The sequence below is a fragment of the Bacillus cereus group sp. MYBK220-1 genome, assembly GCF_051916445.1.
Lineage (GTDB): Bacteria > Bacillota > Bacilli > Bacillales > Bacillaceae_G > Bacillus_A > Bacillus_A cereus.
This window is the reverse complement of sequence record NZ_JBQAGQ010000001.1, coordinates 1,156,594-1,169,441: the sequence shown is the minus strand read 5'-3', so window position 1 is coordinate 1,169,441 and position 12,848 is coordinate 1,156,594. Positions and strand designations below refer to the sequence as shown.

The following is a 12,848-nucleotide window of genomic DNA, read 5'->3' as shown; positions in this document are numbered from 1 at the left end:
ATAGTCATCTGTGCTTTTTTATTTATTCCGCTCTTTGTGGGCTGTCTGAAAAAGCCTGATTGGTGAGGACTCATTAAACTTTCACTTTATCCCGCTATTTGCCGGGCGGTAAGACACCCCGCCTCAAAATTCAGCGGAAACAAAGAAGTTAGGTGGGGATGAATACCCTCACTGATTAAAGTTTCACTTTATTTGAAATAAGTAATGTGAAATGTAAATAAAAGTAGAAAGAATCAATTGAAATTGATTCTCATTATTAATATAATGAGAATGAGAATCATTTATTGTTAGAGGGGGATGCCAAAGTGGCAAAAATTTTAATAGCTTATGCAAGTATGTCAGGAAATACAGAGAGTATTGCTGATTTAATTAAAGTTAGTTTAGATGCTTTTGATCATGAAGTAGTATTGCAAGAAATGGAAGGCATGGATGCTGAAGAATTATTAGCTTATGATGGAATCATTTTAGGATCTTATACGTGGGGCGATGGTGAATTACCATTTGAAGCGGAAGATTTTCATGATGACTTAGAAAATATAGATTTAGCTGGGAAAAAGGTAGCGGTATTCGGATCGGGTGATACGGCGTATGAACTGTTTTGTGAAGCGGTAACGATATTTGAAGAACGTCTTGTGGAACGCGGTGCAGAGCTTGTACAAGAAGGGCTGAAAATTGAATTAGCTCCAGAAGATGAAGAGGATGTTGAAAAATGCAGTAATTTTGCAATTGCATTTGCTGAGAAGTTCTAAGAATGGGAGTGTCAACGTGGAGACAATGTTAAGTGCAACTGCTATTACAAAGTTAAGAGATGGAAAACTGTTGTTAGCTACTACATATAATGGCTTATTTGTTGAACAAGACGGAGAATGGAAACGAATTTTAAATGGTTTTCAAAAACGAATTAGGGATTTACATAGCGAAGATAATGTAGTTTATGGTGTAGGTGACGAAGGGATTTTTATTCGCAGTATGAATGGTGGAGAGAACTGGACAATTCAGCGTTTTCCAACAAAAGCAACGAGTTGGAATGTATGTAGCACTGTACAAGGAACTGTTGTTGCTCATGGAGAAAAAACGCTGTATCTTTCTCATAATTTCGGTTTGACATGGGAAACTATTCATCCGTTTCTTGAGTATGGCAGTGCGGCACCGTCTATTCGATCATTATTTTTATATAAACATTACTTATTTATTGGTACGAAAATACATGCTAAATATGGTGGTGTTTGGCTCTTTGATTTGAAGACACGTAAATTAAAGAGGATTAAAATTGCGATGAATCAAATGATCTCCGCGTTGACTTTACACAATTCTTATTTAGTAGCGGCAAGTGGATCGTGCAAGGGAGTTAGCGGGAATATTTCTTATTGTAAAATAGATGAAAGTATTGCAAGTGAAAAAATATATTGGCATACATGTCAAAGTGAGCAGAAAGCAAGTAGTTATTTAGACTTAAGTGTAGATCAACATGTTTTATATACAACTTCAACGCAAAATAAGGCGGGGATTAGTAGTGTGTGCCGTGTGCTTCTTGAAGAAGGTATTGTTACAGTATGTGATTCAGTTAAAGGGCACGGATGGCGCATTGTTAATCAAAAAGATGGTTATGTAGTAGCCGGATCAGGTGAATTAAAAGCAATGCAGTGGGAACAAAAAATAATTTAAGAAAAAAACTTTACTTTTATTATATTGATATGATATAGTATATTTAAACCATTTTACTTTTAATAATATAGAGATTTAAATGAGCTGTAACTTCCGAGGAGGATAGCAATGTTAAATCTCCTCAGGGGTTGCAGTTTTTTAATATCTGGCTTATTATTGTAAGGTGGTTGAAAATGAATATGTACATATAGGTACATTGTAGGAGGATTTTTTTCATGCAAAACGGTAAAGTAAAATGGTTTAACTCAGAAAAAGGTTTCGGTTTCATCGAAGTTGAAGGCGGAGAAGACGTATTCGTTCATTTCTCAGCTATCCAAGGCGAAGGCTTCAAAACTTTAGAAGAAGGTCAAGAAGTTACTTTCGAAGTAGAACAAGGTAACCGTGGACCTCAAGCTACTAACGTAAACAAGAAGTAATTTTTGAAAAAAGAAGGGCTCGCCCTTCTTTTTTTTTGCATTTTTATAGATGTCCTCCTACTTACATATCATAACAAGACTGAATTTTCATTCATTTATTCGGAGTATTTTTGTATAAAGTACATGAATAAATAAATACTGAAAATAAAGTGTTTGTGTGAAAAGGAATTTAGAAAGAGGTAAATAAATTGAAAAACGCTACACATTTCATTGTGTTTGATATTGAAAGGAATTTCAGACCGTATAAATCAGAAGATCCATCAGAAATAGTTGATATCGGAGCTGTAAAAATAGAAATAGGTACAATGAAGATAATTGAAGAATTTTCGGAGTTAGTAAAACCAAGTGCACGATTAACTCGTCATACAACAAAATTAACCGGTATTACGAAAAAAGATTTAATGGGTGTAGAAAAATTCCCTCAAATTATAGAGAAATTTATTCAGTTCATCGGCGAAGGTTCTATATTTGTTTCATGGGGAAAAGAAGATTATCGCTTTCTATCTCATGATTGTACATTATATGGTGTTGAATGCCCAAGTATAGAAAAAGAAAATAGAATTGATTTGCAAAAATTTGTTTTCCAAGCATATGAGGAATTGTTTGAACATACGCCAAGTTTACAATTTGCGGTAGAACAGCTCGCTTTAACGTGGGAAGGAAAACAGCACCGTGCTTTAGCAGATGCTGAAAATACAGCAAATATACTTCTTAAAGTATATAGCGAGAGAGATATTAATAAGCGATACAAAAGACATGGTGAACTTGAACTTGTAAAAAACGGAAAACTAACAGAAAAAGCGAAAAAAAAGATGCGAAAATGGGTGTTTAAAGAACTAAAGAAAAATACAGAACGCCCTTTTGAATGGAGTACATTTGAAAGTGGTGACACGTGGGAAAGTATAACGGAAAGATATTATATAAGTGAAAATACAGTAGAACTCCTGAAAAAACATTTTCGTACAGCAGTGAGAAAAGCGGAACGGCAGATTAGGTATTTGGCTGAGATGGAGGAGAATACAGAGGTTAAATGAATTTATCCTCCACCTCTAACTACATACATGTAATAACAGCGTATTGATATTAAATAGGCATCAATTTGTTGTTGTGATTGTGCATTATAATTGTTTTGGGATTGTTAAGACGTAATAAGCGTTTTAAACCGTATTAATAAAATAAAAATATATATAAAGAAAAGAGTGTAGTTTAATGGAAACAATCTTTAACATTTTAACTGTTTTAGTTTTTGGGATAATATTTACCACACAATTAGCATTAACTACACTTTCTTTCATAGTAAAGAAGAATTGGAAAAAACTTAATATCTCTTTAAGTTGTGGTGTATTAAAGTTTAAAATAGAAGAGTAAGATTGAGTTTTGTACAAGGGAGGTGTGATAGTGGTAGACTTGGATATTAAAGATGTCACAGTAAAGATGGAATTAAACGGTGTCTTTTGGAATGAGGATCGGATTGCTGAAATGAAGGTGACTACAAAAGAAGAGCATTCTGTTATTCTTCGTCTAGTAGTTGATTTAGAAAGTAAAACTATTAGGGCGACGAGTGCGGAAATAGTGGATGGATTCTGCCCTCTGTGCAAACAGAAAAGGGACGAATGTAGTGAACTTAATGACTTGCAAAACAAAATGGAAATTTTAGAAGAAGCCTACGATTGGGTGAGAGAACATCCGGAATATCGTTTTCAATTATCTTTTTACGAGTACAATAAATTTGAGGTAGTAAAGTGAAATTTGCATCTTAACAACTTATAGAAGGACTTGGTCAACTAGAAATATTGAAGTAGATATTTCTAATGGAAATAAGCTTGTATAACAAGGAAGGGATGTATTTGATTCTGCAACAAATGTCATCTTGCATCAAAAAAATTTGAAAATAAACATGTTTTATTATAAAGCAGAAAAATCGATTCTTAGTAGAATCGGTTTTTAATATAAACAAAAGAGCGCTTATTAAAAGCGCCCAGTAACAACAGTTATATGGAAGTATTTATCCCGTAAAAGCCCGATTGGTGAGGGTTAATAATTAGTGGGGGATGAACAAAACCCCACTGATTAAAGTTTCACTTTATTCAATACCGCTCGGATCAAACGAATACTGCTGCTTATTCTCAATCCGCTCAATCACATCTTGCAGCTCATCTGGCTTCAGAAACTCAATAGGAGAGAAGCCTTTTTCAAATGTAAGTGTGTCTGCTTCAATCATAAGTACATATCGATCATTTACCTTCGCAATATGTATTTGATCCCCGAAATCAGCAAGCAGGGCCTTCACAGAGATATGATCTGCTTTTAGTTTTAATTCGACTTCAGGAGCATGCTCGACGATTTGAGCAGTTGCTTCCATTACTTCTTCGGTTGAAAATTGTTCCATAATTTCGCGTTTCGGACTGGCAGCCCATACTTCCATCGCTTGGTCGAATTGTTCGCGTTCTTCCGTACCTTCTTCAAATACATCTTCAATTTGGTCGTATACCATGTCCATTACTTGTGTTTTCATAATTTCAGGCATAGAGCGTTCGTATTCGACGAATTTTAAGAAGTCTTCAAAGTAGCGGGCATGTGATGCTTGGTGTATTTTTAGTTCGCCTACTTCAACCATACCTTCTTCAGGCATGTACGGATATTGGATAGATTTCATATTCTTTGTTGTGATGGCCATTTCAACGTTACGAATCAGTGTTGATTCATCAGAAATAGAAGCAACCTTTGGTTCAAAGTCGCATTTCATTACGAATACGAATGGATCATCAAAGTATTTGCGTAGTTTTGCCTGAGCAATTAAAAATACACCACCACGTACAGCGCTTGTGTCAAGATATGTATAAACGAGAGGTTCGCTCATATCTTTAAAGTTTTCTTTTGTTTCTGCAAAGCGAATACGATTAAAAAGGTTGTAATGAGGGTTTGAATCAAGTTCGTGCCCTTCTTCTACAATAAAGCGACCAATTTTTGTTGGGGCTTGTTCTGTTTTTGCATGACGTTCTACTTTTCGCTTCGATATTTTTAATAACTCACCATTCAAAAATTCTTTTAAGGAACTATCTTCATATTCTTCAGCGTCTAAAGTTTGAAAATGTTTGTAGCGTTTATCAACTGCTTCACCTTTTCCTTCTACTTGTACAACATAAAAGGAAAGATAATTTATTTCAAAATCCATATTTATCACCTTGTTTCATTTCATTAACTCTTATCAGTATAGAGATGGAAAAAACTTTCGTCAATTTATATAAGGAAGGGGAAGCCCCTTCCTTTATATAATCTTTATTTTCTCGATTAAAATCCGTCTTCTAATGCTGCGAATGGAATGTTTAGTCTGTTTTCTACTGTGCGTAAACGTTGGTTTAAGCGGTTTAGTCTACGTGTATGGCGCTCAACTGTATTTTCTAGTTGACGAACTCTTTGTTCAAGCTCATTTACGCGTCTTTCTAATTGACGATTTCCAGTGCCAGGAAAAGAGATTGGAAGTTGGAATTGTCTATTTTGGTCATATGGATTCGTGTGCTCTGCTTGATCTATATAAGATTGATATTGTGTTTGTAAGTCATACTGTGGTTGTTGGTACGCATATTGATTATATGGATCATATGGATTGTAGGGATACATAATAACATCCTCCATTTCTTTAAAATAGGTTGAATTCACCATAATGTATGTGCAAAAGCGGAGTGGTGGCACGGCAAATACCTATTTATGTTGACGGGATTTCTCTTTATCCCGCTATTTGCTGGGCAATAAGACCCCCATGTCAAAATTCAGCAGAAACAAAGAAGGTCGGGATGCCCGTAAAACCCCCACTGATTACAGTTTCACTTTATAAAAAATAGCTTGAGGGTTTTTGATTTGTATTTCTTTTGCTTAATGGTATATACTGGATAAAAGAGAGAGTTTACATAAAAGTTACAATTCTATCAAACTCAAACTTTTATGTAAATATGTATAGACATTTATAAAAGAAAAGAGTAATTTATATAGAGTGAAAAATAACTTGTAACATTTTATAAACATATTGTAAAATGATTGTAACAAAACATACATAAAAATGAAATAAATACATAATAGTGATGTTGGGGAAAGGGAGAGAGTATATTGTTCCGTAAAGTAAAGGGTATATTGGTTGGGGTGTTATGTGTAGCTATAATGAGTGGCTGTGGTGCAAAAGTAAGTGATGTTGCATTGGTAAGTGATATTGGTGGGCATACTGTAGAGGCTAAAGCAGAAGTGCAGGATACTATTAGTTTAGTTGATGGTCGAACTGGTACTGAAGTGAAAAAATTAGATTTATCTAGTTTAGGCTATTTTGAAGATGAAGCGAAATTTAAAAAGTCTGTAACAAAGGTTGTTGGTGAGGTTGGAAAAAGCGTCGACAAAAAAATGGTTCCTTCACGTATAGCACCTGATGGAAGTTGGCAAGAAGGAAAACCTTCTTATGAATTAATGGAAAAAGAATTAGTAGATAAATTGTTAAATGTTGGTATGTGGGATGCTACGTATCAGTTGCCGATTGTGGAGAAAAAACCAGTCGCAACATTAAGTGATGCGCAAGGAAATGGTACGGTAATTGGTAGATATGAAACGAACTTAGGTGGTTCAACAGGTGGCCGTATTGAGAATATTCGTTTGTCAGCAGCGAGCATAAATGGAGTTGTGTTAGCAAAAGGAGACCGTTTCTCTTTTAATTCATTAATCGGTGATACAACACCAGATAAAGGATATCAATTAGGGAAAGAAATAGTTGATGGTAAATTAGTAGATGGATATGGCGGTGGTGTTTGTCAAACATCTTCAACTTTATACAATGCAGCAGATCAAGCTGGCCTGAAAATGGTGGAGAGAACTACACATTCTAAAACGGTAGGTTATGTTCCACAAGGAAGAGATGCTACAATTGCATATCCATATTTAGATTTAGTATTTGAAAATACGAATGATGCACCTGTGAAGCTTTATATGGGCATTCAGGGTGGAAAGCTAGTTGCTGAAGTACATAAAATGAGATAAGAGTTAAAATGCCGCCTTTTCTAAAAGTTAGAAAAGGTGGCATTTTTATTATGAAAATAAAAATGCATGTGAATTCTGACTTTTCTTATTTACATAGGATGATTTTAGTTGTATCCTTCATAGTAACGGTTATATGTAATGGGAAAATATAGGGATAAGGAGATGAAGTTATTCATGGTAAAAATTCATCCGAAAACACGTATTGGTCATGTTGAATTTAAAGTGAAAGATTTAGAGCGTCAAATTGCTTTTTATGAGAATGTTGTAGGATTAGAGGTAATTAAGCAAGAGGGGAATAAAGCATATTTATCTGGAAAAGGTGGAAAGAACGCGTTACTTGTTCTTGAAAGGTTAGAGGACGGGGTACTGCAAGAACCGCGTACGACTGGTATATATCATGTAGCCTTTTTAGTTCCGACTCGTGAAGCTTTTGCTTCTGCGCTATTTGGGGTTCTTCGTAATAAAAATGTAATTGACAGCCCGGATGAGCAAGAAGGGCGTTATACATATTCAAATGAAATTTTACCAATTTCAAGGTTTAATAGTGCAAGTGATCATACATATAGCGAAGCTTTTTATTTGCAAGATTTAGAGGGGAATGGTATTGAAATTTATGCAGACCGTCCGCGTGATCAATGGGGAGAAGGGCCAGGAGGAAGTACACCACTTGATTTAAAAGAATTGGCAACACTTGTTGATTATGAGTTTGATGGTTTGCCTGCTAATACTGTCGTTGGGCACGTACATTTACGAATAGCTGATGTAGAGAAATCACATGAATTTTATGTGGAAACAGTAGGTTTTGAAGTACAACAGCGTGAAGAGGATTGCTTATTTATTTCAGCAGGGGGATATCATCACCATATTGGTGCAAATACGTGGAACGGAGTAAACAATCCACACCCACCAGTACATGCAACTGGGCTAAAGGTGTATACGATTGTACTACCGTATAAAGAGGCGTTAGATGAAGTGAAAGAAAGATTAATAGAAAAACAACATGAAATAAATGAAACTACAAATGGGTTTGTGGTGGTAGATCCAAGTGGTATTACAGTGCAATTTGAAATAGAAGCAGTGTAAAATAAGCGAGAAAGTGTATAATCACTTTCTCGCTTATTTGTGATCATTCATAGCTCAATCCAATATCTTCTTACTACATTCCCATCTTCCTCAGTGAAATCATGATCACGAAGCCCGCCGTTATGTAAAATCGTTTTTTCAGAAGCGGTATTCACTGCGTCGCAAACGACAAGTACTTTCGTGATGTCTAATTCCTTCGTTTTTTCTAATGATAATGCTAGTAATTTCGTAGCATAACCTTTTCTTCTTTCAGAAGGGCGAATGCCATAACCGATATGACCGCCAGCGTTAAATAGATGTTCAGTTAAACTATGACGTATATTAACAGCTCCGACAATTCTATTATTATTTGTAACGAGCCAATATGTAGAATCTGGTACCCAAGTTTCAGGGATATTTATTCCGTTATGCGCATCGAGAAGTTCTTGAACCATAGCTGGGAAGTTAGCAGGATTTTTTGAGATAACCCACGGGATCATTGTTTCACCGCTATCTTTCCATTCGTTATAGAAATCTAAGTATTCTTCTTGTAAATCAGTAGTAGGTGTAAGTAACGAGACGTTCATTGTTAGTAAGCTCCTTTGTTTATGTAGTATTTATAAAAAATTATGATACAAAATGAAAGCGTTTTCTGAAGTTTCTCAACCTAATTTCATGTAATTCACCTTTTATTTTTTAGAAAATTAGTGAAGGTTTAAAATTAGAAGTTATTTATTTTATGTTAATATTTTAAATATTAACATAAAACGACCGGAGTATTAAGTGTATTTTAGTGGTATTCCTTCATGTTGATAAATGGATGTTTGTGATATTTTTTGTTTTATCTATCTATAATGAATGAAAGGGGGAAGTGCCCGTGAGTGTAGATTTTGATTTTATTATACGAATCGGTGTTGCTGGCTTGTTAGGAGCAATGATTGGTATTGAAAGAGAAATTCGATCGAAAGAAGCTGGATTAAAGACTCATTTCCTCGTAGCGGTAGGAAGTGCGTTAATAATGGTTGTTTCGAAATATGCCTTTTCAGATATTGTGTTTGAAGAGCATATGTCTCTAGACCCAAGTCGTATTGCAGCACAAGTCGTTAGTGGAGTTGGTTTTTTAGGTGCAGGCACAATTATTATTCAAAAGCAGGCGGTGAAAGGATTAACGACCGCGGCTGGTTTATGGGCTACTGCCGGTATAGGATTAGCAATTGGAGCGGGAATGTATGTAGTAGGCATTGGAGCGACGATTCTCGTTTTAATTGGTTTAGAAATTGTAAGTCGTATTTTTAAGGTGCAATTTTTATTTCCACAAAATATAACAGTGCAAATGTTTGTAAATAAACATGAAGCGATACAACAAATATTAGAAACACTACAAGTGAAAGGCATCCCAATACTCTCATATGAGGTGGAAGCTTCACAGCAAGGTACAGAAACTGTTTATAAGGTAGGAATGCAACTGAAAAATATATCGTCAGAAGAAAAGAATGAGTTTATTCAGCATATGCAAACATTACCGGAAGTTACGTTTATAAAGTTAAAATCATAGTGTTGAAAACGAGGATAGATGTAGCAGAAATTTTGCTATTATCTATCTTTTTTTGATATAAAATGCACGGAAAGTCAAGCGTTAATTTTACATGGAATGGATACATGTGTGAACGTTACCTTATTTTTTCTCAATACAGGACAAAAAGTAAAAATAGTAAAATAATGGAGCGGGACACTAAAAATGTAAGGTAGGGGAGAGCATGAAAGGCTATTCAAAGAAAATGTTAGTAGGGGTAAGTTTTGCTAGTTTAATGTTAGGGAGTTTTCAAGGGGGAAGTTTGGCAGAAGATACTAAGGGAGAGCAAGTTTCTTATCGAAATGTGCTCAAAATGGAGCCAGTCGGTGTACAACTACCAGTACAAGAATTAGCTCATTCATCGAAAGTGCTCGAAAGCAAGTCTTTTGAGAAAAGGCTACAATTTGCCGATTTATCACAAAGACCACCTGAGGTGAAAAAAGAAAGTAAGCAATTAGCTGTAGCGAAAACTTATACAATTGCTGAATTAAATCAATTAAGCAATCAGCAGTTAGTAGATTTACTTGTAACAATTGATTGGGAGCAAATTACGGGGCTATTTCAGTTTAATACAGACAGTCTAGCATTCTATCAAAATGATAGTAGGATGCAGGCGATTATTGATAAATTGAAGCAGCAAGGACAAGCCTATACGAAGGATGATTCAAAAGGGATTGAGACATTAGTGGAGGTATTACGTTCAGGATTTTATTTAGGATTTTATAATTCGGAACTTAGTAAATTAAATGAACGGAGTTATCATGATAAATGCTTACCTGCATTAAAAGCGATAGCTAACAATTCAAATTTCAAGCTGGGTACATTAGAGCAAAATAGAGTGGTATCATCATACGGAAAGTTAATAGGAAACGCTTCGAGTGATGTGGAAACGATAACATCAGCTGCAAAGATTTTTAAACAATATAATGATAATTTCTCTACATTAGTAGATAATCTTTCAGCTGGAAATGCTATTTACGATATTATGCAAGGTGTTGATTACGATATTCAATCGTATTTGTACGATACGAGGAAAGCACCGAAAGATACAGTATGGTATCAGAAAATAGATAGTTATATTAATGAATTAAGTCGTTTTGCATTAATGGGAACGATTACAGCAAAAACCGGTTGGCTTATTAATAATGGCATTTATTATACAGGTAGACTCGGTACGTTCCATAGTACAGGAACGAAAGGGTTACAAGTTGTAACAGATGCGATGAAAATATATCCATATTTAGGGGAGCAATATTTCGTAGCTGCTGAGCAAATTGCAACGAATTATGGCGGAAAAGATGCAAATGGTAAAGTGGTGAATTTAGATCAAATAAGAGAAGATGGAAAGAAAAAATATTTGCCAAAAACGTATACGTTTGATGATGGGGCAATTGTTTTAAAAGCTGGAGATAAAGTGACAGAAGAAAAAGTAAAACGTTTATATTGGGCGGCAAAAGAAGTGAAGGCACAATTCCATCGTACGGTTGAAAGTGATCAACCTTTAGAAAAAGGAAATCCTGATGATGTATTAACGATGGTTATTTATAATAGCCCAGCGGAATATCAATTTAATCGTCAATTGTACGGATATGAAACGAATAACGGTGGTCTTTATATAGAAGGAACAGGTACGTTCTTTACTTATGAGCGTACACCAGAAGAAAGTATTTATAGTTTAGAAGAATTATTCCGGCACGAGTTCACGCATTATTTACAAGGTAGATATGAAGTACCAGGGTTATGGGGACAAGGAAAAATATATGAAAATGAAAGATTATCTTGGTTTGAAGAAGGAAATGCTGAATTTTTTGCAGGGGCAACGAGAACGGATAATGTTGTACCGAGAAAGAGTATTATAGGAGGGTTATCTTCAAACCCAGCAGAGCGTTATACGGCAGAGCGAACGTTAAATGCAAAGTATGGAACGTGGGATTTCTATAATTATTCCTTTGCTTTACAATCGTATATGTACAATAAGAGATATGATATGTTTGATAAAATACATGATCTTATTAGGAAAAATGATGTAACAGCATATGATGCATATCGCTCTACATTAAGTAAAGATGCGAATTTAAATAAAGAATATCAAGACTATATGCAAATGCTAGTTGATAATCGTGAGAAATATAATGTGCCATTAGTATCAGACGATTATTTAGCGAATCATGCATCGAAGCCAGTTTCAGATATTGCAGCAGAAATAACAGCGGAAGCAAAATTGAAAAATGTATCAGTGAAGAAAAATAAATCACAGTTCTTTAATACATTCACACTACAAGGAACATATACAGGAACTGCAGCAAAAGGAGAATATGAAGATTGGAAAACAATTACACAAAACGTTAATGATACGTTAAAACGTTTAAGTGCAAAGGAATGGACAGGCTATAAAACAGTAACAGCATACTTCGTAAATTATCGCGTGAATGCATCAGGACAATTTGAATATGATGTTGTGTTCCATGGTATTAATACGGAAGAAGGGGCAGAGAATAAAGCACCAGTTGCGGTTATAAACGGTCCGTATAGTGGAAATGTAAATGAAGCAATTTTATTTACAAGCAACGGATCAAAAGATGAAGATGGGAAAATTATTTCATATAAATGGGAGTTTGGTGATGGAGCAGTAAGTAATGAGCAAAATCCAACTCACGTATATACAAAAGAAGGAGCATATACGGCTAAATTAACAGTAACAGACGATAAAGGAGCAACTAATACTGCTACAGCGACTGTAACTGTTCAAAAGAAAGAAGATAACAGTGTAGAAAAAGAACCGAATAACTCATTCCAAACAGCAAACAAATTGCAGTTAAATCAAGTTTTACGTGCTAGTTTAGGAAATGGCGATACAAGTGATTTCTTTGAAATTAATGTGGAGACTGCTAAAAACCTTCAAATTAACGTAACGAATGAAAATAATATTGGAATGAACTGGGTACTTTATTCTGAAGCAGATTTAAATAATTATGTTACGTATGCTCAGCAACAAGGGAATAAATTAGTAGGTAGCTACTACACGTATCCAGGGAAGTATTATTTACATGTGTATCAGTATGGCGGGGGGACAGGGAATTATACGGTAGAAGTGAAGTAGTAGAAGGGGAGTTGTC

General features: G+C 35.0%; 12 protein-coding genes. 9 read left to right on the top strand and 3 right to left on the bottom strand.

Annotation, left to right across the window (positions count from 1 at the left end; translation table 11 throughout):
- Positions 1-305 precede the first annotated feature (305 nt).
- The 5 genes from ACTFRU_RS05895 to ACTFRU_RS05875 all read left to right on the top strand — a co-directional run bounded on the left by ACTFRU_RS05895 (position 306) and on the right by ACTFRU_RS05875 (position 3,827).
- Positions 306-749, top strand: a complete 444-nt coding sequence (locus ACTFRU_RS05895) for a flavodoxin (RefSeq protein WP_001062752.1) — start codon at positions 306-308, stop codon at positions 747-749.
- A 16-nt stretch (positions 750-765) separates the two neighbouring features.
- Positions 766-1,665 carry a WD40/YVTN/BNR-like repeat-containing protein gene (locus ACTFRU_RS05890; RefSeq protein ID WP_006922620.1) on the top strand — a complete coding sequence of 300 codons (900 nt, stop codon included), beginning with the start codon at positions 766-768 and terminating at the stop codon, positions 1,663-1,665.
- Between the two features lie 215 nt (positions 1,666-1,880).
- The gene (gene cspB, locus ACTFRU_RS05885; RefSeq protein WP_001179150.1) at positions 1,881-2,081 is read left to right on the top strand and encodes a cold shock-like protein CspB; all 201 of its coding nucleotides are present in this window, start codon (positions 1,881-1,883) and stop codon (positions 2,079-2,081) included.
- 188 nt (positions 2,082-2,269) lie between these two features.
- Entirely contained in the window at positions 2,270-3,115 is an 846-nt protein-coding gene (locus ACTFRU_RS05880) for an exonuclease (protein WP_000786417.1), read from the top strand.
- Positions 3,116-3,479: 364 nt separating this feature from the next.
- A complete protein-coding gene (locus ACTFRU_RS05875) occupies positions 3,480-3,827 on the top strand; it encodes a hypothetical protein (RefSeq protein ID WP_025708941.1) in 348 nt (115 codons plus the stop codon).
- A gap of 337 nt (positions 3,828-4,164) precedes the next feature.
- On the opposite strand, the gene ACTFRU_RS05870 is transcribed toward ACTFRU_RS05875, so the two are convergent.
- On the bottom strand, positions 4,165-5,256 hold the full coding sequence (locus ACTFRU_RS05870) for a DUF3900 domain-containing protein (protein ID WP_000345046.1): 1,092 nt from the start codon (positions 5,254-5,256) through the stop codon (positions 4,165-4,167).
- A gap of 116 nt (positions 5,257-5,372) precedes the next feature.
- Complete coding sequence (locus ACTFRU_RS05865) at positions 5,373-5,702, bottom strand: hypothetical protein (protein WP_000283715.1); 330 nt, start codon at positions 5,700-5,702, stop codon at positions 5,373-5,375.
- A gap of 483 nt (positions 5,703-6,185) precedes the next feature.
- Between ACTFRU_RS05865 and ACTFRU_RS05860 the strand changes: the two genes are divergently transcribed.
- Entirely contained in the window at positions 6,186-7,097 is a 912-nt protein-coding gene (locus ACTFRU_RS05860) for a VanW family protein (protein WP_000488973.1), read from the top strand.
- 138 nt (positions 7,098-7,235) lie between these two features.
- On the top strand, positions 7,236-8,180 hold the full coding sequence (locus ACTFRU_RS05855) for a VOC family protein (RefSeq protein ID WP_002024552.1): 945 nt from the start codon (positions 7,236-7,238) through the stop codon (positions 8,178-8,180).
- Between the two features lie 47 nt (positions 8,181-8,227).
- On the opposite strand, the gene ACTFRU_RS05850 is transcribed toward ACTFRU_RS05855, so the two are convergent.
- A complete protein-coding gene (locus tag ACTFRU_RS05850) occupies positions 8,228-8,746 on the bottom strand; it encodes a GNAT family N-acetyltransferase (protein WP_001103123.1) in 519 nt (172 codons plus the stop codon).
- 290 nt (positions 8,747-9,036) lie between these two features.
- On the opposite strand from ACTFRU_RS05850, the gene ACTFRU_RS05845 reads away from it, so the two are divergent.
- Both ACTFRU_RS05845 and colA read left to right on the top strand, forming a co-directional pair.
- Positions 9,037-9,714, top strand: a complete 678-nt coding sequence (locus ACTFRU_RS05845) for an MgtC/SapB family protein (RefSeq protein WP_000109719.1) — start codon at positions 9,037-9,039, stop codon at positions 9,712-9,714.
- Positions 9,715-9,916: 202 nt separating this feature from the next.
- Positions 9,917-12,832: a collagenase ColA gene (gene colA / locus ACTFRU_RS05840; protein ID WP_025708938.1), complete on the top strand. Its 2,916-nt coding sequence runs from the start codon at positions 9,917-9,919 to the stop codon at positions 12,830-12,832.
- Positions 12,833-12,848: the final 16 nt, after the last annotated feature.